Source organism: Chelativorans sp. J32 (assembly GCF_000518985.1).
Taxonomy (GTDB): domain Bacteria; phylum Pseudomonadota; class Alphaproteobacteria; order Rhizobiales; family Rhizobiaceae; genus Chelativorans.
Genome location: NZ_JAEQ01000001.1, coordinates 536,662 through 557,161 on the forward strand (window position 1 = coordinate 536,662; position 20,500 = coordinate 557,161).

The following is a 20,500-nucleotide window of genomic DNA, read 5'->3' on the forward strand; positions in this document are numbered from 1 at the left end:
AGATTGGCACGAAGCTCCGCCGCAAGCCGCTTCTGCCGTTGATCCTTGGTTTCTGTCCTTTCCTTCGAGGTCACTCGCCCACTCCTTCAGTCCGCATCCGCCAACCTTCTGCACATCTTCCATATATAATGGAGCTAGTGCTTGCGCTGGGGCAACCGATATGGCAGAAGGCCGCCCGAACGCGACGCTGCCGTAGCTCAGTGGTAGAGCACTCCCTTGGTAAGGGAGAGGTCGTGAGTTCAATCCTCACCGGCAGCACCATCATCGTCTAAAATTGTTCAAAATCGGTATCATTCCCAGGTTCTGCAGCCTTGGAATCCAAACCGCGTTGACTCATTGCATTTTGAATGCCCTACTTTGGCGAGCAGGCGCCCCGCTTCAATTGCCGTGGGAGCAGGGCGCGGAGGGACGTTCCATGCGGGGAGGATAACCGCTCTACAACTCTGGGACGCGTTTGACGGTCGTGGGAGGAGACTTCCGGAATGCATGTTCTGGTGATCGGTGCGGCCGGCATGATCGGCCGCAAGCTGGTCGAGCGATTCGCTGCCGGCAAAGAAATTCTGGGTGGTGAGATCCGCCGCCTCTCGCTCGTTGACGTGGTGGAAACGCCCATGCCGCCGGCCCTCTCCGATATAACGCGGGCGTTCGCCATCGATATTTCCGAAACGGGCAATGCGGCCAAGCTCGCGGGCCTGCGCCCCGACATCATCTTCCATCTCGCCGCGATCGTCTCGGGCGAAGCAGAAGCGGATTTCGACAAAGGCTATCGAATCAATCTCGATGGAACCCGTGCGCTCTTCGATGCGATCAGGCTCGAGGGGCTAAAGGAGCCTTACCGCCCCCGTCTCGTCTTTGCCTCCTCCATCGCCGTGTTCGGCGCGCCCTTTCCGGAAAAGATCGGCGACGAGTTCTTCACCACGCCGCTCACGAGCTATGGGACGCAAAAGGCGATCTCGGAGCTTCTGCTCTCCGATTATTCGCGGCGGGGCTTCTTCGACGGGATAGGCATAAGACTTCCCACGATCTGCGTTCGGCCGGGACGGCCGAACAAGGCAGCTTCAGGGTTCTTCTCCAACATCCTTCGTGAGCCGCTCGTGGGGGAAGAAGCCGTGCTGCCGGTCGACGAGGACGTACGTCATTGGTTTGCAAGCCCACGTGCGGCGGTCGATTTCTTCATTCACGCAGCCACGCTTGATCTCGATCGGGTGGGCGCGAGACGAAACCTGACAATGCCCGGCCTTTCGGCCCTGGTGGGTGAAGAAATCGAGGCGCTTAGGCGGGTTGCCGGAGAAAGGGCCGTGCGTCTCATTCGCCGCGAACCCGACCCGCTCATCCGGCAGATCGTGGCGGGTTGGCCGACGGACTTCGATGCCCGGCGTGCCGAGGGTCTTGGTTTCCGGGCCGAGAAGAGCTTTGATGAAATCATCAGAATCCACATAGACGATGAACTAGGCGGGACAATCACGCATGGCGGTTGAAGGAAGATCGGGCGAAGGGAAGATTGCACTGGTAACGGGTGGGGGCACCGGGATAGGTCGCGCCATAGCGCGGGCCTTGAGTAGAGAGGGCTACACCGTCGCCATCACTGGCAGGCGCGCTGAAATACTTGAGAGAGCCGCCGGCGAAATCGCGGCGGAAACGGGAGGTGCCCTCAAGGCTATGCGCGCCGACATCGGCGATCCTGTTTCGGTTCAAGCTCTTTTCCGCGAGATCGAAAATGCGTTCGGCCGGCTCGATCTTCTGGTCAACAATGCCGGAATGAGCCTGCCGTCAGTTCCAATGGAAGAAATCACCTTCGAGCAGTGGAGCACGATTGTCGCAGCCAATCTCACAGGCGCATTCCTCTGCACCCAGCAGGCAATGCGTCTCATGAAGGCGCAGACGCCGCGCGGCGGACGCATCATCAACAACGGATCGATCTCCGCCCAGACGCCGCGCCCCCACTCAGCGCCCTATACGGCGACCAAGCACGCCATCGCCGGCCTCACGAAAGCCACCGCGCTGGACGGCCGGCCCTTCGACATAGCTTGCGGGCAGATCGACATCGGCAATGCCGCCACGGACATGACCGCGCGAATGAGCGTGGGCGTGCTGCAGGCGAACGGCGAGATCGCGGCGGAGCCGACGATGTCGGTCGAGCATGTGGGGCGGGCAGTGGTTTACATGGCGAGCCTCCCGCTCGAGGCCAATGTGCTGACAATGACCGTGATGGCTACCGGAATGCCGCTGGTTGGGCGAGGTTAGCAGTTCGGGAGGGAGCAGATGGCAGGAGTTCAGTTCCTCGATGTGAAGAAGTCCTTCGGGACCGTCCCTGTCATCAAGGGCGTGAATATCGGGATTGACGACGGCGAATTCGTCATCCTCGTGGGGCCGTCTGGCTGCGGCAAGTCGACATTGCTGCGCATGCTTGCGGGGCTGGAGAACATCAGTGCCGGGTCCATCCGCATCGGTGATCGGGTGGTGAATGCGGTCCCGCCCAAGGATCGCGACATCGCGATGGTGTTCCAGAACTATGCGCTTTATCCGCATATGACCGTCTCCGACAATATGGGCTTTTCTCTTAAGCTCAAGGGCACGCCCAAGGAGGAAAAGGACCGGAGGGTCAAAGCGGCGGCCGAAATTCTCGGCCTCTCGCATCTGCTCGACCGGTATCCGCGACAGCTTTCCGGCGGGCAGCGCCAGCGTGTTGCCATGGGGCGAGCGATCGTGCGCGATCCGCAGGTCTTCCTGTTCGACGAGCCGCTGTCCAATCTGGATGCCAAGCTGCGTGTTGCGATGCGGGCGGAGATCAAGGAGCTCCATCAGCGCCTGCAGACGACCACCGTCTATGTGACGCACGACCAGATAGAAGCCATGACCATGGCCGACAAAATCGTCGTCATGCATGACGGGATCGTCGAACAGATCGGCGCACCGCTCGATCTCTATGACCGACCGGCCAATCTGTTCGTTGCCGGCTTCATCGGCTCTCCTGCCATGAACATGCTGCCTGGCCGTCTTGACCCCGGGGACAGAACCGTTTTCGTGTCCGAGGACGGAACGAAATTGCCGGTCGCAGACCATGGCCCTGCGGCAGCCGGCCGCGATCTTGTCTACGGCTTGCGACCCGAATTCATCAGGCTCGACCCGGCGGGTCTTCCGGTCGAGGTGATCGTAACCGAGCCGACCGGCTACGAGACACACATGATGGTCAAGCTTGGCGGCGTGGAGGCGAACTGCGTGTTCCGCGAGCGCGTGCAGGCACGACCGGGAGAGAAGATCACGGTCGGCATCGATGCCGACCGGGTTCACCTTTTCGACAAGGAGACGGGAAAGAGGCTTTCAGCTTAGCAGACAGCAGGCATTCGGGATGGGGGAGGACCACCCCGAGCCGTGTTCGGCATCCCTTTGCGGGGAGGGTGCCGGTGTGGGAACCCCGCAATGAAGTGGAGGAGACAATGACGATCAGGAGACGTGACTTTCTGGCTGGCTCCGCGGGGCTGGCGGGCATGGCCGGCCTCAATGCGTTTGGGCTTCGCCCGGCATTCGCGCAGTCCGAGCCGAGCTACACGCCAGAGGAGGGGGCAAGCCTCCGGCTGTTGCGCTGGGTGCCCTTCGTGAAGGGCGACGAGGACGCCTGGAACGCCAATACGAAAAAATTCACCGAGCAAACGGGTGTCGAGGTCCGTATCGATCAGGAGAGCTGGGAGGATATCCGCCCCAAGGCAGCCGTTGCCGCGAATGTGGGCAGCGGCCCGGACATGGTGATGTGCTGGTTCGACGATGCGCATCAATATCCCGACAAGCTGGTCGACCTCACGGAACTCGCCAACTATCTCGGCGAAAAATACGGCGGCTGGTATGACGGCCTGCGCGGCTATGCCTCGCGAGGCGACAAGTTCATCGCGATGCCGCTGACGGCGATCGGAAACGCCATCTGCTACCGCGACAGCCAAGTGAAGGCTGCGGGCTTCAGCGAATTCCCGAAGGACACAGACGGGTTTCTGGAGCTCTGCAAAGCCTTGAAGGCCAACGGAACGCCGGCCGGCTTTCCGCACGGCAAAGCAGTCGGCGATGGAAACAACTATGCCCACTGGCTGCTCTGGAGCCATGGCGGCAAGATGGTCGACGAACAAGGAAAGGTCACCATCAACAGCCCTGAGACGATCGCCGCGATCAATTATGCAAAGGCGCTTTACGAGACTTTCATTCCCGGCACGGAAAGCTGGCTGGACATCAACAACAACCGCGCTTTCCTCGCAGGGCAGGTATCGCTGACGGCGAATGGCGTTTCCCTCTACTACGCGGCCAAGAACGACCCGGCGCTGAAGGAAATGGCCGCGGATATCCGCACCACCAACTTCCCGATCGGGCCGGTCGGCGAAAGCGTGGAGTTGCACCAAACGAGCTCGCTGCTCGTCTTCAATCATTGCCAATATCCGGAAGCCGCAAAGGCCTACATCAAGTTCATGATGGAGGCGGACCAGATGAATGCCTGGATCGAGGGCTCCAGCGCCTATTGCTGCCAGCCTCTCAAGGCCTTTGCCGACAATCCGGTATGGACGTCGGATCCGATCCACGCGCCCTATGCCCGCGCCTCCGAGACGCTGAGGCCGAACGGCTATGCGGGACCGCTCGGCTATGCTTCGGCCGGGGTGATGGCGGATTATGTCCTTGTGGACATGTTCGCTTCAGCGGTGACGGGACAGGCGACGCCGGAAGACGCCGCAGCCGAAGCCGAGAGACGGGCGAACCGATACTATCGGATATAGTGCCAGCCTTCGGCGCGCTGCCATGACGCACCGGTATCGCTGATGCCGGTGCGCGATCCCATCCCGGCCGGAGATGTGCGATGTCCACTTTGACGACCGAAACGACGCCCCGCTTCAGCTTTCCCGCTTTGATGCAAAGCGGCGGTGTGCTTGCCGTCCTGTTCATGCTGCCGGCGGCTGCATTCCTGCTCTGCTTCCTGACCTATCCGCTGGGCCTCGGGGTGTGGCTCGGTTTCACCGATACAAGGATCGGACGGGAGGGGATCTTCATCGGGCTGGAGAACTACGAATTCCTGGCGCGAGATGGAGTTTTTTGGCTCTCGGTCTTCAATACGCTTCTCTACACGATCGTCGCTTCGATCCTAAAATTCGCGCTCGGCCTCTGGCTGGCGCTGCTCCTGAACGAAAAACTTCCCTTCAAATCCTTCTTCCGCGCGATCGTGCTTTTGCCGTGGGTCGTGCCGACAGTCCTTTCGGCACTGGCCTTCTGGTGGATCTACGATTCCCAGTTTTCGATCATTTCCTGGTCGCTGATGCAACTAGGCCTCATCGACAGCCCGATCAATTTCCTTGGCAATCCCAACAATGCGCGCGCATCGGTGATCGCCGCGAATGTCTGGCGTGGCATTCCTTTTGTGGCGATCTGCTTGCTTGCCGGTTTGCAGACCATTCCCCAATCGCTCCAGGAAGCCGCGGCACTCGATGGAGCGACCGGCTGGCAGCGCTTTCGATATGTAACGCTTCCCATGCTGACGCCGATCATCGCCGTCGTCATGACGTTCTCGGTTCTTTTCACCTTTACCGATTTCCAACTGATCTATGTGCTCACCAAGGGCGGGCCGGTGAATGCCACGCATCTGATGGCGACGCTCTCATTCCAGCGGGCTATTCCGGGCGGGCAGCTCGGGGAGGGCGCGGCGATCGCCGTGGCCATGATCCCCTTCCTGCTAGCAGCCATCATGTTCAGCTTCTTTGGCTTGCAACGCCGTAAGTGGCAGCAGGGCGGGCGGGATTGAGGAGGCGCATGATGAGCCAGGCGCAAACAGATATCCTGACGGACACCAACGAGGGGATGAGCTACCTCAACCGGCTGCCGCGGCAGGTGGTGGTTCTTTATCTGCCGCTTGCGGTGTTCGTTTTCGTGCTGCTTTTCCCGTTTTATTGGATGGCGATCACGGCGATCAAACCCAACGCGCAGCTGACCGACTACAACAATCACAGCCCCTTCTGGGTGGTCCAGCCGACCCTGGATCACATCCGGTTTCTCTTTTTTGAAACCTCCTATCCAGGTTGGCTGCTGAACACCATGTATGTCGCCGTTGCTTCGACATTCCTCTCGATCGCGGCTTCCGTCTTTGCCGCCTATGCCATCGAGCGCATCCGCTTCACGGGCGCGAGGCCTGTCGGGTTGCTGATTTTCCTTGCTTATCTCGTACCGCCGTCGATCCTTTTCATTCCGCTCGCTTATATCGTCTTCAAGCTCGGCATCTACGATACCAGGCTGGCGCTTATCCTCACCTACCCCACCTTCCTCATTCCCTTCTGTACCTGGCTCCTGATGGGTTACTTCCGCTCGATACCCTTCGAGCTGGAGGAAAGCGCGTTGGTGGACGGCGCCTCGCGTTGGCAAATCCTGACCAAGATCATCCTGCCGCTTGCGGTCCCCGGCTTGATTTCGGCCGGCATCTTCGCCTTCACCCTTTCGTGGAACGAGTTCATTTACGCTCTCACCTTCATCCAGTCTTCCGAGAACAAGACCATCCCGGTTGGTGTGCTGACCGAATTGGTGCGGGGCGACATCTTCGAGTGGGGCGCACTGATGGCGGGCGCTCTGTTTGGCTCCTTGCCCGTTGTGATCCTCTACTCGTTCTTTGTGGATTATTACGTCTCGTCCATGACGGGGGCCGTTAAGGAATAAAGTGGGTTCATTCTCCCAGCGGCAGACTGATCAGTGCGACGGCGAGCACTGCAAGCACGAGGCCTGCGCCCTGCATCGCCGTCACCTTCTCCCCGAAAAAGAACAGGGCCACCGCGTTCACCGCCACCAGTTGGACGACAGCGGAAAGGCTGAGTGCTGACGCCATGCCCACGTCCCGGATGAGCCTCAGCATGATCAGGTTGCCGATCGTGTAGAGCACGAGCGTGAGCGCAAGCCAGACGAGGCTGTTGCTCGAAAGAGCCCAGGTCTTGGCCGAGCTGGCGGCAGCGATGAAAATCGTCGTGGAGAGGATCAGAAGTGCGAAGCTCGTCGGCGTCATGGGCCATCCGTTTGATGCGGGCTGGCCGAAGATAACCGGGCATCCTTTCGGCGGGTAGGTCGCGCCGCGTTTTTCCAGTCCAAGACCCTGCTCCAGCAATTGCTTGCCGAAACAGGGCCCTGGGGAAGCCGGTCCGGGGGGCGGGAGGACCGACATGGGTGGCCGCATGAGGTGCGGCGCTATTCGGAGTTCCAAGACCCCGCTCGAACAAATTGCTTGCCGAGCAGGGCCTTGGGAACAGTCGGTCCGGGGGGCGGGAGGACCGACATGGGTTGGCCGCATGAGGTGCGGCATTGTTCGGGGTTCCAAGACCCTGCTCGAACAATTGCTTGCCGAGCAGGGCCTTGGGAACAGTCGGTCCGGGGGGCGGGAGGACCGACATGGGTTGGCCGCATGAGGTGCGGCATTGTTCGGGGTTCCAAGACCCTGCTCGAACAATTGCTTGCCGAGCAGGGCCTTGGGAACAGTCGGTCCGGGGGGCGGGAGGACAGACATGGGTTGGCCGCATGCATGCGGCATTGTTCGGGGTTCCAAGGCCCCGCTCGAACAATCTCTTGCCGAGCAGGGCCTTGGACCAAGCCGGTCCGGGGGGCGGGAGGACCGGCTATTGCTCATGCGCAGTTTATGGGCTCTCAAGCCTCCGTTTTTCGGTACCGAAGATACCGAAGCTGGGGCTGGGGCTAAGCCGATCCGGTGCGCGGTGGGATCGGTTTTCATTGCGCCGCATTAGATGGCGCCGTTTGCACTCCGCCAGGTGCCAGCGCCCGCGCAGCGTTATCTCCACGCATCGGGCACCGCTTTCTGCCCGGCTGAAGTTAGACCACCAGCGAGACAGTCTCTTCCGTTGCTCTGGCGTGTAGTTGTCTACCTGGTGCATCGTGCTCGCCCTTGGTTGCGGCTTTTGATCTGACGCACCCCTTATCTCCCGATTCAGCACTTATATTTAAATAGCCCACAACTATAACTTGAGAAAAATATCGTATGGAAATTGCAGATACCCGCCTGCCGGTTTCGAGCGGGTCGCCAAGCGCGCTTCCAGTTACAAAGATTTAATATGCTGGATTGGCTGCATTGCTGTCGAAATCCGGAACTTACGATCCTATCTCCGCGGGGTGGAAATCGCGGGTCGGATATGAGTGAAGGTCAGCAAAGGCGTGCCTTGTTGCTCGTCAACAACAAGGCGCGCCGTGGTCAGGAAGCGATTGAGCCGGTCATGCAGCGCCTGGAGGAAGGAGGGCTGTCGGTCACGTTCGAGCCGTTTTCGGCTCTTCCAGAGATTGCGCGAGACATCATGCGTCTTCGCGATCGTGCGGATCTGGTTGTCGTGGGGGGGCGGAGACGGCTCCGTCTCGTCCGCCGCCCTCGCAGTGATGGAAAGCGGCCTGCCAATGGGAATTATCCCGCTTGGCACGGCGAACGACCTTGCCCGTACGCTCGATATCCCAATGGATTTGCTCGAAGCCGCGGATGTGATTGTCGGAGGATCGACCCGTCCGGTTGATGTTGGCACGGTCAACGGGCACGCCTTCTTCAACGTGGCGAGCATCGGCCTCAGCAGTGATCTGGCACAAGGACTGGATCCGGTGCTGAAAAAGCGATTCGGGCGCCTGGGCTATGCGCTTGCGGCCATCAAGGTGCTTGCAAAGGCCGGGCACTTCAAGGCGCGTATCCTGGAAAAGGGAACGGCAATTACGGTCGACACCTATCAGATCGCCGTCGGCAACGGGGTGCATTATGGTGGCGGCAATGTCGTCCAGGAGCATGCGGAGATCGATGACGGTCATCTCGATTTATACAGTCTCGAGATGAAAAATCTTTGGAAGCTGGCGCTGATGCTTCGGTCCTTCCGGGCGGGCACGCATGGTGCGTGGAAGGAAGTCCGCACGGCCAAATGCGTGGAGTTCGATATCGAGACCGAGGTCCCCATGCCGGTCAACGCCGATGGCGAAATCGTCACTTCCACGCCGGCCCACTTCAAGGTCCACCCGAGCGCGATCTCAGTATTCGCGCCGGCACGCTGACATTCAGGCCTGCATGGCTTTTTCAAGAACCCGGAAGATTCGCTCCTCTTCAGATTGAGCGGCATTGAAGCGCAGAAACCCGTTGGCCGATTGCGACAGGCTGAAGGCGTTCCCCGGCGCAAGCACCACATTTTCAGCAAGCGCACGCCGCGCAACCGAAGCCGCATCGATGCCTTCGGGGAGCTTGCACCAGAGGAAAAGTCCCGCCTTCGGTGTCAGCCATGGCTCGATCCCGAGAGGCTTCAGCTTAGCTATCGTATTTTCCATGGCTTGGGAGAGCCTGCCGCGCAACCTGTCGAGATGTCTGCGATAACTGCCGTCCTTAAGCAGCGCCAGGACGAGTTCGGCAGCTATGCGCCCGCTGCCGAAGCTCGTCGCCAATTTGAGGTCGGCGAGGTCTTCGATCCAGGGGCGAGGGGCCGCGATGAAGCCGCAGCGCACGGATGCTGAAAGTGTTTTCGAGAAGCTGCCGATATGCACCACCCGCTGCAGCCCATCGAATGCGGCAAGCCGCGGCGCGGGCGTCCATTCGAAATCAGCGAAGATATCATCCTCGACGATCGTGAGGTCCGCCTCTTCCGCCAGTTTCAGGATCCTGTGGGCGATTACCGGGGAAAGCGTCGCCCCGGTCGGGTTCTGCAGCGCAGAATTGGTGATGTAGAGTCTCGGCCGATGCTTCTCTAGAACTTCCTTGAAACGAGCGATGTCGGGGCCGTTCGGCGTGTAGGGAACGCCGATCGCTTTCGCCCGGTGCGCGCGAAGCAGGGCATGGAAGTTGAAATAGCAGGGATCGTCGACGATTACCGCGTCGCCGGGTTCGATCAGGTAGCGGCAGAGGAGATCGATGGCCTGCGTTCCCGATTCGGTGAGCATGACCTGGTCCGGGGACGCCTCGATACCGTGATCCGACATCCGACGGGCAAGGAGCACGCGCAGTGCAGAAAGTCCGAGCGGCGTTCCGTAGTCCGTGAGAGCGGACGCTTCGGCGCGGGACAGCGCGCGCAAGGCCCGCCGCAATTCTTCGCCTGGCATCCAGCTTGCCGGAAGCCACCCGCAGCCCGGTTTCAGCACAAGCTCGTCTGCCTCCAGCGACTGGCGTGAAATCCAGAGCGGGTCGACCTCCCGGTCCAGCTTGGGGCCGATCCCAGCCAGCGATAAGGGCGCAAGCGGCGCGGTGACATAAAAGCCGGATCCGGCCCGCGAGCGAATCAGGCCTTCGGCGACGAGCCGCTCATAGGCTTCCACCACGGTCGACTTCGAGACCTGCATAGATTTCGCAAAGGCGCGGATGGAAGGCAGACGTGAACCCGGCAATAGGCTGCGTGAGGCGATGCGATTGCGGATGCTCTCCACGACGTCACCCGTTCGCGTGCCGCGGCTCGTCTTTGAGACAACCTGATCCAACTGTACTGCTCCAGCATCTGGACAGTTTTCTTCAATTGTACTGCTCTGTCTCTGGTATTGCTACCCCCGGGGCCGCATGAGGAGAGAAATCATGCGGAGCATTCAATGGAACGGGCGAGCGGCTGGGCGAATGGATTTGTTGGCGTCCTTATTTTCAGCGGCTCCCTGCCAGCAACTCGCGCCGCGGTCTTGGATTTCGACCCCCTGTTCCTGACTGTGGCGCGCGCCGCTATCGCGGGCATGCTTGCGCTGGGATTGCTGTTCATCTTCCGCGTAAAGCGGCCGGCTCGCGGCGATTTCGGATCGCTCTTGATTGTGGCGTTCGGCGTGGTCCTTGGCTTTCCGTTGCTCACCGCTCTGGCATTGCAGTACATGACGTCTGCTCATTCCATTGTCTTCATCGGTCTCCTGCCATTGGCGACTGCGGCCTTCGGTGTGCTGCGGGCAGGCGAACGGCCGCGTGCCGCTTTCTGGCTCTTCTCTGCTTTGGGAGCTCTTCTGGTCTCCGGCTTTGCGCTTACGCAGGATTTCTCCGCGTCGGCGAAGGGTGACCTGTTGATGCTGGTGGCCATTATCGTCTGCGGTCTTGGCTATGCCGAAGGAGCCAAGCTCTCCCGCCGGCTCGGCGGCTGGCAGGTGATCTCCTGGGCCCTGGTTCTGGCGCTGCCGGCCATGCTCGCGCTGACGGTGTTGGTCTTTCCGCCTTCGTTGCAGGCGATTGGCGAGCAGGCCTGGATCGGCCTCGTCTATGTTTCGATCTTCAGCATGCTCGTCGGCTTTATCTTCTGGTATCGCGGGCTCGCGCAGGGCGGCATCGCCGCCGTTGGCCAGCTTCAACTGCTGCAACCGTTCTTTGGGCTTTGCATGGCCGGTCTGTTCCTGGGGGAAGCGGTAAGCCCAATGATGGTCGCCGTCGCCTCCGGCGTCATTTTGTGCGTGATCGCCGCGAAGAGGGCGGCGCGATAATCCGCGTGCCTGTCGACTGATTCGTAGAGACTGAGATCTGCCTACAATCTCCCGGTTTTTTCTCCATAGCCCCATTCATGTCATAGAGCTGCGCATAATAGCGGGGGACAACCAAGCCGTGCATGTATGGAAGTGCCTTAATAGCACAGCTTGAAACGTTCGATCATGTTATCGTCTGGTTTCGAACGATGATCGCGCACGGCAATGCACGGGTAGCTGGCTTCGGGAGTTCCGGAAGGAACTTTGGGTGGGGGAAACCGTTCACTCCAAGCAGGAGCCGACAGGCAGCGATCTCCGTTGCAACCAACCGGCCTGTCGGGAGAAGGTGCGATGCACAGGAGCGAATCTGACGTCTTTAATCTCTTTTCGGAGATTTACAGCAGCGCGGCGCGGGAAGAGATGAGCCTTCAGGAATATCTCCTCGCGTGCCGGGACGATAAATCCATGTATGCCACCGCCGCCGAGCGGATGGTTGAGGCGATTGGCGAGCCTACCCTGATCGATACCAGCATGGACGAAAGGCTGGGCCGGATCTTCGCCAACAGGACGATAAAGATCTACCCGGCATTCTCGGACTTCTACGGCATGGAGGACACGATCGAAAGGATCGTGGGCTACTTCCGCTATGCCGCACAGGGGCTCGAGGAGCGCAAGCAGATCCTCTATCTCCTTGGGCCTGTAGGCGGCGGCAAGTCCTCGCTCGCCGAGCGGCTCAAGAAGCTGATGGAACAGCGGCCGATCTACACGCTTTCCGTCAACGGCAAGGTGAGTCCGATCTTCGAGTCTCCGCTGGGGCTCTTCCACCCCGACCGGATGGCTGACCTGCTCGAAGACAAATATGGGATCGCCCGGCGCCGGCTTACGGGATTGATTTCCCCGTGGGCGGCCAAACGCCTTGAAGAAGTGGGCGGGGACATCTCCAAGTTCAGTGTCGTCAAGCTCACGCCGTCCCGGCTGCGGCAGATCGGCATCGCCAAGACGGAGCCCGGGGACGAGAACAATCAGGACGTCTCCTCGCTGGTTGGCAAGGTCGATATCCGCCAGCTCGAGAATTTCAGCCAGCACGATCCCGACGCTTACTCCTATAGCGGCGGCCTGAACCGCACCACCCAGGGCCTGCTCGAATTCGTCGAGATGTTCAAGGCACCGATCAAGGTGCTCCATCCGCTGCTGACTGCTACCCAGGAAGGCAATTACAACGGAACGGAAAATTTCGGCGCCTTCCCCTATCAAGGCATTGTCGTTGCCCACTCCAACGAGTCGGAATGGCTGCAATTCAAGAACAACAAGAACAACGAAGCTTTCCTCGACCGCATCCTGGTCGTGAAGGTGCCCTATTGCCTGCGGGTCACCGAGGAGAAGATGATCTACGACAAACTTCTCCGTGAAAGCGAGCTGAAGAATGCACCCTGCGCTCCCGAGGTCTTGGAGATCCTGAGCCGCTTCACCGTAGCGACGAGGCTTACGGAGCATGAGAACTCGTCGCTCTACACCAAAATGCGGGTCTATGATGGTGAGAACCTCAAGGACGTAGATCCCAAGGCGAAGTCGGTGCAGGAATACCGTGACGCCGCGGGCGTGGACGAAGGCATGACCGGGGTGAGCACGCGATTTGCCTTCAAGGTGCTTTCGGAGACCTTCAATTACGATACCAAAGAGGTGGCCGCCGATCCGGTCCATCTCATGTATATCCTGGAACAGGCCATCCGGCGCGAGCAGTTCGCGAAGGAGAAGGAGACGTCTTTCCTCGATTTCATCAAATCGGAGCTTGCGACCCGCTACGCCGAATTCATCGGTCATGAAATACAGAAGGCGTATCTGGAGTCCTACAGCGAATATGGCCAGAACCTGTTCGACCGCTACATCGCCTACGCCGATGCGTGGTTGGAAGACCAGGACTTCAAGGATCCCGATACCGGCCAGATCCTGAATCGGCAGGTGCTGGACAGCGAGCTGTCGCAGATAGAGAAGCCGGCCGGCATCGCCAATCCGAAAGACTTCCGCAACGAAGTGGTGAAGTTCACGCTTAGGGCACGCGCCAAGAACAATGGCCGCAATCCATCCTGGACGAGCTACGAGAAGTTGCGTGAAGTGATCGAGAAGCGCATGTTCGGTCAGGTGGAGGATCTGCTGCCGGTGATCAGCTTCGGTTCGAAGAAGGATTCACAGACCGAAAAGCAGCATGCGGAATTCGTTCAGCGCATGGTCGAGCGCGGCTATACCGAGCGTCAGGTCCGGCGCCTCGTCGACTGGTATATGCGGGTCAATAAGGCAGGCTGACGATGCGCGGGTTTCCTCATGCCGATTTATATCGATCGCCGGCTTAATCCCAAGGACAAGAGCCTGGGAAACAGGCAGCGCTTCCTCAAAAGGGCCAGGGAAGAGCTGAAGCGGACGATCAAGGAGCAGGTCAAGGCCGGCAAGATAACGGACGTGGACGCCGAGCATCGCGTGCCGATGCCGGCCCGCGGGACGAGCGAGCCTACTTTTCGTCCTGATCGCTCCAGCGGAGAGAGAGCCTATATCCTCCCGGGAAACAAGGAGTTTTCCCAGGGGGACCGCCTTCCCAAGCCTGGTGGTTCCGGGGGCGCCGGCGGCACCGGGGCCGGCCGCGGAGGCGCGGACGACGATTTCCAGTTCGTGCTTTCACGCGAGGAGGTGCTCGATCTCTTCTTCGAGGATCTCGAACTTCCCGACATGGTGAAGATGAACCTCAAGGAGGCGGTGGCCTACAAGCCGCGCCGCGCGGGTTTTGCAACGAGTGGTTCCCCCACCAACATCAATGTCGGCCGGACCATGCGCAACAGCTACGGCCGGCGCATCGCGCTCCACCGGCCGAGCAGGCAAGAGGTGGAGAGGCTTGCCACAGAGATTGCAATACTGGAGGCCGATCCGAACAAATGGGCAAAACGTCAGCAGCTTGAAGCACTATGGGCGGAACTGGAGGCGCTGGAGCGCAAGCGCCGGCGCATCCCTTATGTCGATCCGGTCGATGTCCGCTTCAATCGCTTCGAGCCGCAGCCTCTTCCCAACGCGAGCGCTGTCATGTTCTGCCTCATGGATGTGTCGAGCTCCATGGGCGAGCGCGAGAAGGACCTGGCAAAGCGCTTCTTCGTGCTTCTGCATCTTTTCCTGAAGCGGCGCTATGACCGCATCGACATCGTCTTCATCCGGCACACCCATGAAGCGCGGGAGGTAGACGAGGAGACGTTCTTCTATTCCACCCAGAGTGGCGGCACGGTCGTTTCCACGGCGCTTGAGGAAATGCAGCGCATTATCGGCGAGCGCTATCCCTCGCGCGAATGGAACATCTATGCCGCGCAAGCTTCCGATGGCGACAATATCGCTGGCGATTCGGAACGGTGCGCCTCCATGCTGCGCGACGAGCTGATGGAGCTCTGCCAGTATTATGCCTATGTCGAAATCATCGACGAACGGGAAACCGAGATCTTCGGGGCCACCGATAATGGCACCTCCCTTTGGAGAGCCTACCGCACCGTCGGTGAGAAATGGCCGAACTTCCAGATGACGCGCATAGCCCGTCCGGCGGACATATATCCCGTGTTCCGCAAGCTCTTCGCTCGGCAAAACGCCGCCCAGACGCGCAGGTGATTGGAACGATGTCCGCTACGAAAGCAGCCCCGGGCTCGACGCTTCTCTTCGACGGCTCCGACTGGAATTTTTCAACCCTGTCTCGCACCTACGACGCCATTGAGAAGATTGCGCTGGAGGAATTGCACCTCGACGTCTATCCCAACCAGCTGGAGATAATCTCCTCGGAGCAGATGCTCGACGCCTATTCGTCGGTCGGCATGCCCTTGATGTACCAGCACTGGTCCTTCGGCAAGCGCTTCGTCTTCGAGGACCATCTTTATCGCTCCGGGCGGCGCGGTTTGGCGTATGAGCTGGTGATCAATTCGAACCCGTGCATTGCCTATCTCATGGAAGAGAACACCATGGCCATGCAGGCCCTGGTGACGGCGCATGCCTCCTTCGGCCACAACCATTTCTTCAAGAACAATTACCTCTTCCAGCAATGGACGGATGCGAGCGCCATTCTGAGCTATATGGAGTTTGCCAAGAAATACATTGCCAAATGCGAGGAGCGATACGGCACGGCGGCGATTGAAGCCATCCTCGATTCCGCACACGCTCTCATGGATCAGGGCGTGTTCCGCTACCGCAGGCCGCCGCGCCTATCCTCCGAAAAGGAGCGCGAACGCGCCCGCGAGAGGCTGGAATATGAAGAGCAGACCTTCAACGATCTCTGGAGAACCTTGCCGCCGCGCACGTCGGAAGAAGACGACGACGAGGTGGAAGCGGAGGTTGCCGAGCGCAAGAAGAGGCTGAATCTGCCGGAGGAAAACCTTCTTTATTTCCTGGAAAAGAACAGCCTGATCCTCCAACCCTGGCAGCGGGAACTCCTGCGCATCGTCCGCGTCATCGCCCAGTACTTCTATCCGCAGCGGCAGACGAAGGTGATGAACGAAGGCTGCGCCACCTTCGTCCATTATTACATCATGAACCGGCTCTACGATCAGGGGAAGATCAGCGAAGGAGCCATGTTGGAGGTTCTCCAGAGCCACACGAATGTGGTTTTCCAGCCCGACTTCGACGATCCGCGCTTTCCAGGGATCAACCCCTATGCGCTGGGATTTGCGCTCATGCAGGACATCCAGCGCATCTGCGGCAAGCCCACGCCGGAAGACCGCGAGTGGTTTCCCGAGATTGCCGGCAGCGGCAATTGGCGTGACACGCTACTGGATGCCTGGGCAAACCACCGCGACGAATCCTTCATCCTGCAGTATCTGAGCCCTGCGCTCATCAGGAATTTCCGGCTCTTCCTGCTGAAGGACAAGTCGAGCGACCCCTATTGCGAAGTGGCGTCGATCCATAATGAGCGCGGCTATGAAGCGATCCGCACATCGCTCGCCCGCAGCTATGACATCGGCGTGAGTCAGCCAGATATCCAAGTGGTGGATGTGGATCTGTTGGGTGACCGGCATCTGCGCCTGCAGCACAATGTGAAGAGCGGCGTCCTCCTGGACGAGGAGAATCGCGACGCGACGCTGCGTCACGTCTGCCGTCTTTGGGGCTATGACGTGAGCCTTGCGGGCGTCGATGCCGAGACTGGTTCCAGGCTCTACGAAACATCGGCCAAGGCTGGATAGCCCGACCAGCCTTGGCGGCCAGGGTTTCGGAAGACCCTAAGCGCCCAGTTCCTGTGCGCGCTTGTTCAGGTCGACGAGCAGCGACGACGTGACTTCCAGGCTTCGATCCTCGCGGGCTTGGACGCCGTCAGGAGCAGCATGCGCCGAGAGAACACGGTCCCGCTCCCGGATGAGCTCGGCAATCTCCGCTTGATAGAGCCGCACGATGGCGGTGAGCCACCGATTGACGAGGTAGGAGGGCTTCGCAAGGTCCATGTCGAAGCGCGGCAACAGAGCGATGCTCTGCTCGGCATCCAGCCAGATATCACCGACCACCCATTGGTTGACCGTGAAAAGACGGTGCAGCTTTCCATAAGGGTTCACCCCCACGGCGATCAGGTGATGCACGGGACCACCGGCACCTTGAGGCCGCACGAAGCAATGGAAATGCCCGTGCTCCACTTCGTCTGCCGGAGGGATATGGCAGTGATAGTACCACTGCCCGCCGCTCGTCGGGTCGAACACATCGCCCGGCGGATAATGCGACCAGGCCTCCACCGAGTTGGCGTCGGTCAGCGTCTCGCGCAGGATATTCTCGCCCGATTTGGCGAGAATACGCTCGCAGTAGAGCGCCTCCTGCACAGCCCTGCGAAGATCTTCCTCGGCCATCGGAACGCCTCACTGCGCCCCGGCGGCGTAGGGATTGAACGGCGCGCAGGGAGCACTCGCGGCACAGGGATTCGCTGCCGGTGCTGCCGCCGCGCAAGGGTTTGCGGCCGGCGCCGCCGCTGCGCATGGATTTGCCGCTGCACAAGGTGCTGAAGCTGCGCAGGGATTGGAGGCCGGAGAAGCAGCGCAGGGGCTCGCCGCCGCGCACGGATTTCCTGCCGCGCAGGGGTTTGCAACAGGAGCAGCCGCGCATGGATTTCCAGCCCCGCAAGGAGCAGCTGCGGCACACGGGTTCGCCGCGCAGGGATTGGCGACCGGTGCAGCAGCACAGGGATTTGCTGGCGTGGCGACGGCTGCAGGCGCGGCGGCGCGGCCCGCCGCCGCGATATGATCCGCAGCTATGCCCGCCGTGGCGACGAGAAGGCCCGTACCGAACAGGAGGGTGTTTCTGGCGCTCATTTTGACTTGAACCCGTCGAGACCGAAGAAGGGACGCAGATAGATGCCGACGAGGCTACCGGCAAATGCAGCCACGAACCAGAGCCAGCCATGCAGGCTGCCCGAAGCAATGCCGCTGAAGAGCGCGCCGATATTGCAGCCGAATGAAAGCCGCGCGCCATAGCCCATCAAGATGCCGCCGATCGCTGCAGCGAGGAAGGAAGCGAAGGGCACATGCACCTTCGGCGCGAACTTGCCTGCAAGACCGGCGGCGAGCGCCGCGCCCAGGATGATACCGAAATTCATCACCGACGTGACGTCCTGCAGCACGCTCGATTGCAGCGCTTTGGCCTGAGCCGGCCAGGTCCAGAAGGTCCATTCGGCGACCGGAATGCCGACAGCCGCCGCGACCTTCGCGCCCCACAGGCCGAAGCCGTAGGTTACCGACCAGGGGTGCCCAGCGATGAGCAGGGTGGCGATGTTCAGCAGTGCGAGAAGAAGACCAGCACCGATCAATGGCCATGGCCCGTGGAGAAGGCGCGTGATGCCGGCGGTCGGGGCCGGCTTTGGCGTTTCCAGCGAGCCATGCGCGCCGCGTTCTATTGTTGCGCTGATCCAGGCCACTGCGCCAAGTCCCATCAGCGTCACCGCGATTGCAAGCGGCACGCCCAGGCTCGTCCCCAGGCTAATGGCCGGCAGCGATGGCAGCTCCAGCCACCAGGGCAGGTGAGCCGTGCCGAGCACCGCTCCGACGATAAAGAACAGAAGCGTGACCAGCATGCGTGAGCTACCGCCACCCACGGTGAACAGGGTGCCGGAGCCGCAGCCGCCGCCCAATTGCATACCCAAGCCGAAAATGGCCGCGCCGAAGAGCACGGACATGCCGACCGGTGCCACCGCGCCCACGAGCGCCTGCCCGAAGACGTTCCCCGTCGAAAGGAGGGGGATGAAGACGATCGCTGCAGCACCGATCATCAGCATCTGCGCGCGAAGCGCCGAACCGCGCTTCTCCACGACGAAACGGCGCCACCCACCGGTGAAGCCGAACGAGGCGTGATAGAGGGTCAGCCCGAGGAGGCCGCCGATCAGGAAAAGGACGGCCTGGCGGAGATCCACAAGGGTGCCGATAGCGGCCGTGCCTATGGCAAGCACCGCGAGGACGGTTGCAACAGGCCCGCGGTCGATTGGGATGGTGCGGGCAAGTTTCCCGCCGGCGGTAATATCAGTCATGAAGCATACCCGAAAATGCGATCTGCCCGGATGCCGTCCGGGCAGATCGGCAGAATGGAAGGAAAGCTACTGCGCGACCACCGGCCGCGAAGCGTCGGCAGTCCACTGCGACATCGAGCCGTCATAAAGCCGCACATTCTGCAGGCCCTCGACCTCCGACAGGCCGAACCAGGCGATGGAGGCCAGGTGACCGGTGTTGCAGAAGGTGATCAGGCCCTTGTCATCAGGCACGCTAGCGGTCTTGACGAGCCGTGCGATCTCCTCCGCGCTCGCGAAACCCGGCTTCTCCGGATGGTAGAACTTGTCGAAGTTGATATTGACCGAAGTTGGCACAGTGCCGAGCGCCTTGACGGTGTTCGTCTTCTCCTGACCGATGAACTGGGCGACTGAGCGCGCATCGATCAGATTGGTGTCTCCCGCGATCGCCTCCTGAACCTCCTTCACATCGGCCAGGAGTTCGGGCCGGAAATTCGCGGTGAAATTTCCCGGCTCTGGCGTGGTGACCTCTTTCGAGACCTCGCCGCCGGCCTTGGCCCACGCGGCATACCCGCCGTCCAGGATCGAAACGGCATCATGGCCGAGAACCTTGAATGTCCAGTAGACGCGGGTAGCGCCGCCGAATTCCGACGCATTGGTGCCGGCGGGAACGATCACCACATGGCTGTCGTCGTTGACCCCGAGGTTTTGGATCACCTTTTCAATCTGCTCGGTCGGAGGCAACATGCCTGGGATGCCGTTCACCGTCGTACGCCAGCCGGCTTCCGAGTAGCGCGCGCTGATGGCGCCCGGCACATGGCCTTCGGCATAAGGATCGACATTGTTGGCCGCATCGCGGATGTCGAGGACCACCAAATCCTCCTGGCCCAGATTTTCGGTGAGCCATGCGGCATCGACCAAGGGCTTGTCGGTTAGGCGCTCGGCATTTGCGGCGCCGGTCAGCAATAGCCCGAGCGCGAGGACGGAACCGATTATCGCGGATCGCATGAGATTTCCATTCAGTTGGTGAGGAAGAAGCTGACCCATATTTGCACCGCCGCTCGCTACGTAAAACGCAAGAGCCTCTAAATCTGGCGGTCGCTTGGAATTTTCATCCGCATTTACTGCCTTACGACAAAAAATTCTCCCTTCCATCAAATCCCTCGCCGCTTTTTACTGCACCGCATAAAGGAACCCTCACCATGCCAAATTGGGCCCATCTAGCTGTCATAATCGGATTTCTTTCCTTCGCTGCGCTTCCGGCGGTCGCGGAAAACACTGCGCAAACCACAGACAGCCCGGCCGAGGCTTCTGCCCCGCGAGCCACGGTCCTGGACTTCCAGGGCGAGGAGCAGCTCAGGACGCTTGCCGAAAAAGGCAAGACGGTCGTCTTCTTCTTCGCCAGCTGGTGCCCGAATTGCCGGGCCACGGTGACGGAGCTCAACGCCCGCTGGGCGGAGGTAAACCCCGAGCTTACGCTGGTTATCGCCGATTACGACAAGGAGACCGAGCTCAAGAGCAAATACGGCGTCACCTATCAGGACACCTTCGTCCTTCTCGATTCCAATGCACAGGCCGTGAAATCCTGGAATGGCGGGGGCGTGGACGGTCTCAACGCCAACTCGAAGCTCTAGCGCC

The 20,500-nt window shown here is 60.5% G+C and carries 19 protein-coding genes and 1 tRNA gene; 14 read left to right on the top strand and 6 right to left on the bottom strand.

Annotated features, from left to right (window positions below):
* Window positions 1-186: 186 nt before the first annotated feature.
* From CHEJ32_RS0102590 to CHEJ32_RS0102620, 7 genes are all read left to right on the top strand, one after another.
* Window positions 187-261, top strand: a tRNA-Thr gene (locus tag CHEJ32_RS0102590).
* Window positions 262-482: 221 nt separating this feature from the next.
* The gene (gene denD, locus CHEJ32_RS0102595) at window positions 483-1,478 is read left to right on the top strand and encodes a D-erythronate dehydrogenase (RefSeq protein ID WP_028032447.1); all 996 of its coding nucleotides are present in this window, start codon (window positions 483-485) and stop codon (window positions 1,476-1,478) included.
* The gene (locus tag CHEJ32_RS0102600; RefSeq protein ID WP_028032448.1) at window positions 1,468-2,244 is read left to right on the top strand and encodes an SDR family oxidoreductase; all 777 of its coding nucleotides are present in this window, start codon (window positions 1,468-1,470) and stop codon (window positions 2,242-2,244) included. The genes denD and CHEJ32_RS0102600 overlap by 11 nt, the downstream gene beginning before the upstream one ends.
* Before the next feature lie 18 nt (window positions 2,245-2,262).
* A complete protein-coding gene (locus CHEJ32_RS0102605) occupies window positions 2,263-3,330 on the top strand; it encodes an ABC transporter ATP-binding protein (protein WP_028032449.1) in 1,068 nt (355 codons plus the stop codon).
* 107 nt (window positions 3,331-3,437) lie between these two features.
* Window positions 3,438-4,751 (top strand): ABC transporter substrate-binding protein, encoded by a 1,314-nt coding sequence (locus CHEJ32_RS0102610; protein WP_028032450.1) that lies wholly within the window; start codon window positions 3,438-3,440, stop codon window positions 4,749-4,751.
* 80 nt (window positions 4,752-4,831) lie between these two features.
* A complete protein-coding gene (locus CHEJ32_RS0102615) occupies window positions 4,832-5,767 on the top strand; it encodes a carbohydrate ABC transporter permease (protein ID WP_028032451.1) in 936 nt (311 codons plus the stop codon).
* Window positions 5,768-5,778: 11 nt separating this feature from the next.
* Entirely contained in the window at window positions 5,779-6,669 is an 891-nt protein-coding gene (locus CHEJ32_RS0102620; protein WP_371179748.1) for a carbohydrate ABC transporter permease, read from the top strand.
* Window positions 6,670-6,676: 7 nt separating this feature from the next.
* Here the strand turns inward: CHEJ32_RS0102620 and CHEJ32_RS0102625 are convergent, their stop codons facing one another.
* Both CHEJ32_RS0102625 and CHEJ32_RS27975 read right to left on the bottom strand, forming a co-directional pair.
* A complete protein-coding gene (locus CHEJ32_RS0102625; protein WP_028032453.1) occupies window positions 6,677-7,009 on the bottom strand; it encodes a hypothetical protein in 333 nt (110 codons plus the stop codon).
* 1,099 nt (window positions 7,010-8,108) lie between these two features.
* Entirely contained in the window at window positions 8,109-8,420 is a 312-nt protein-coding gene (locus CHEJ32_RS27975) for a hypothetical protein (protein WP_371179749.1), read from the bottom strand.
* On the opposite strand from CHEJ32_RS27975, the gene CHEJ32_RS23730 reads away from it, so the two are divergent.
* Complete coding sequence (locus tag CHEJ32_RS23730) at window positions 8,398-9,030, top strand: lipid kinase (RefSeq protein ID WP_371179750.1); 633 nt, start codon at window positions 8,398-8,400, stop codon at window positions 9,028-9,030. The two genes, CHEJ32_RS27975 and CHEJ32_RS23730, sit on opposite strands and share 23 nt — an antisense overlap.
* A gap of 3 nt (window positions 9,031-9,033) precedes the next feature.
* Here CHEJ32_RS23730 and CHEJ32_RS0102635 read toward each other — a convergent pair whose 3' ends face one another.
* Entirely contained in the window at window positions 9,034-10,434 is a 1,401-nt protein-coding gene (locus tag CHEJ32_RS0102635) for a PLP-dependent aminotransferase family protein (RefSeq protein WP_028032454.1), read from the bottom strand.
* Between the two features lie 105 nt (window positions 10,435-10,539).
* Between CHEJ32_RS0102635 and CHEJ32_RS0102640 the strand changes: the two genes are divergently transcribed.
* The 4 genes from CHEJ32_RS0102640 (at window position 10,540) to CHEJ32_RS0102655 (ending at window position 16,571) form a co-directional block, all read left to right on the top strand.
* Window positions 10,540-11,400 carry a DMT family transporter gene (locus CHEJ32_RS0102640; protein ID WP_028032455.1) on the top strand — a complete coding sequence of 287 codons (861 nt, stop codon included), beginning with the start codon at window positions 10,540-10,542 and terminating at the stop codon, window positions 11,398-11,400.
* A 330-nt stretch (window positions 11,401-11,730) separates the two neighbouring features.
* Window positions 11,731-13,680, top strand: coding sequence for a PrkA family serine protein kinase (locus tag CHEJ32_RS0102645; RefSeq protein ID WP_028032456.1), 1,950 nt, complete (start codon window positions 11,731-11,733; stop codon window positions 13,678-13,680).
* 18 nt (window positions 13,681-13,698) lie between these two features.
* The gene (locus CHEJ32_RS0102650; RefSeq protein ID WP_028032457.1) at window positions 13,699-15,012 is read left to right on the top strand and encodes a YeaH/YhbH family protein; all 1,314 of its coding nucleotides are present in this window, start codon (window positions 13,699-13,701) and stop codon (window positions 15,010-15,012) included.
* Between the two features lie 8 nt (window positions 15,013-15,020).
* Window positions 15,021-16,571, top strand: a complete 1,551-nt coding sequence (locus CHEJ32_RS0102655; RefSeq protein ID WP_028032458.1) for a SpoVR family protein — start codon at window positions 15,021-15,023, stop codon at window positions 16,569-16,571.
* 36 nt (window positions 16,572-16,607) lie between these two features.
* Here the strand turns inward: CHEJ32_RS0102655 and CHEJ32_RS0102660 are convergent, their stop codons facing one another.
* A complete protein-coding gene (locus CHEJ32_RS0102660) occupies window positions 16,608-17,219 on the bottom strand; it encodes a hypothetical protein (protein ID WP_028032459.1) in 612 nt (203 codons plus the stop codon).
* A 34-nt stretch (window positions 17,220-17,253) separates the two neighbouring features.
* Between CHEJ32_RS0102660 and CHEJ32_RS27000 the strand changes: the two genes are divergently transcribed.
* Window positions 17,254-17,610: a hypothetical protein gene (locus CHEJ32_RS27000; protein WP_034657768.1), complete on the top strand. Its 357-nt coding sequence runs from the start codon at window positions 17,254-17,256 to the stop codon at window positions 17,608-17,610.
* A gap of 64 nt (window positions 17,611-17,674) precedes the next feature.
* On the opposite strand, the gene CHEJ32_RS0102670 is transcribed toward CHEJ32_RS27000, so the two are convergent.
* Window positions 17,675-18,886 (bottom strand): YeeE/YedE family protein, encoded by a 1,212-nt coding sequence (locus CHEJ32_RS0102670; RefSeq protein WP_028032460.1) that lies wholly within the window; start codon window positions 18,884-18,886, stop codon window positions 17,675-17,677.
* Between the two features lie 66 nt (window positions 18,887-18,952).
* Window positions 18,953-19,870: a sulfurtransferase gene (locus CHEJ32_RS0102675; protein ID WP_028032461.1), complete on the bottom strand. Its 918-nt coding sequence runs from the start codon at window positions 19,868-19,870 to the stop codon at window positions 18,953-18,955.
* 194 nt (window positions 19,871-20,064) lie between these two features.
* On the opposite strand from CHEJ32_RS0102675, the gene CHEJ32_RS26060 reads away from it, so the two are divergent.
* On the top strand, window positions 20,065-20,496 hold the full coding sequence (locus tag CHEJ32_RS26060; protein ID WP_051469356.1) for a thioredoxin family protein: 432 nt from the start codon (window positions 20,065-20,067) through the stop codon (window positions 20,494-20,496).
* Window positions 20,497-20,500 lie beyond the last annotated feature (4 nt).

Bases quoted from the DNA above. Each gene is read 5' to 3' on its own strand.
- denD (WP_028032447.1), top strand. From the start codon at position 483: ATGCATGTTCTGGTGATCGGTGCGGCCGGCATGATCGGCCGCAAGCTG.
- CHEJ32_RS0102600 (WP_028032448.1), top strand. From the start codon at position 1,468: ATGGCGGTTGAAGGAAGATCGGGCGAAGGGAAGATTGCACTGGTAACG.
- CHEJ32_RS0102605 (WP_028032449.1), top strand. From the start codon at position 2,263: ATGGCAGGAGTTCAGTTCCTCGATGTGAAGAAGTCCTTCGGGACCGTC.
- CHEJ32_RS0102610 (WP_028032450.1), top strand. From the start codon at position 3,438: ATGACGATCAGGAGACGTGACTTTCTGGCTGGCTCCGCGGGGCTGGCG.
- CHEJ32_RS0102615 (WP_028032451.1), top strand. From the start codon at position 4,832: ATGTCCACTTTGACGACCGAAACGACGCCCCGCTTCAGCTTTCCCGCT.
- CHEJ32_RS0102620 (WP_371179748.1), top strand. From the start codon at position 5,779: ATGAGCCAGGCGCAAACAGATATCCTGACGGACACCAACGAGGGGATG.
- CHEJ32_RS0102625 (WP_028032453.1), bottom strand. From the start codon at position 7,009: ATGACGCCGACGAGCTTCGCACTTCTGATCCTCTCCACGACGATTTTC.
- CHEJ32_RS23730 (WP_371179750.1), top strand. From the start codon at position 8,398: ATGGGAATTATCCCGCTTGGCACGGCGAACGACCTTGCCCGTACGCTC.
- CHEJ32_RS0102640 (WP_028032455.1), top strand. From the start codon at position 10,540: ATGGAACGGGCGAGCGGCTGGGCGAATGGATTTGTTGGCGTCCTTATT.
- CHEJ32_RS0102645 (WP_028032456.1), top strand. From the start codon at position 11,731: ATGCACAGGAGCGAATCTGACGTCTTTAATCTCTTTTCGGAGATTTAC.
- CHEJ32_RS0102650 (WP_028032457.1), top strand. From the start codon at position 13,699: ATGCCGATTTATATCGATCGCCGGCTTAATCCCAAGGACAAGAGCCTG.
- CHEJ32_RS0102655 (WP_028032458.1), top strand. From the start codon at position 15,021: ATGTCCGCTACGAAAGCAGCCCCGGGCTCGACGCTTCTCTTCGACGGC.
- CHEJ32_RS0102660 (WP_028032459.1), bottom strand. From the start codon at position 17,219: ATGGCCGAGGAAGATCTTCGCAGGGCTGTGCAGGAGGCGCTCTACTGC.
- CHEJ32_RS0102670 (WP_028032460.1), bottom strand. From the start codon at position 18,886: ATGACTGATATTACCGCCGGCGGGAAACTTGCCCGCACCATCCCAATC.
- CHEJ32_RS0102675 (WP_028032461.1), bottom strand. From the start codon at position 19,870: ATGCGATCCGCGATAATCGGTTCCGTCCTCGCGCTCGGGCTATTGCTG.
- CHEJ32_RS26060 (WP_051469356.1), top strand. From the start codon at position 20,065: ATGCCAAATTGGGCCCATCTAGCTGTCATAATCGGATTTCTTTCCTTC.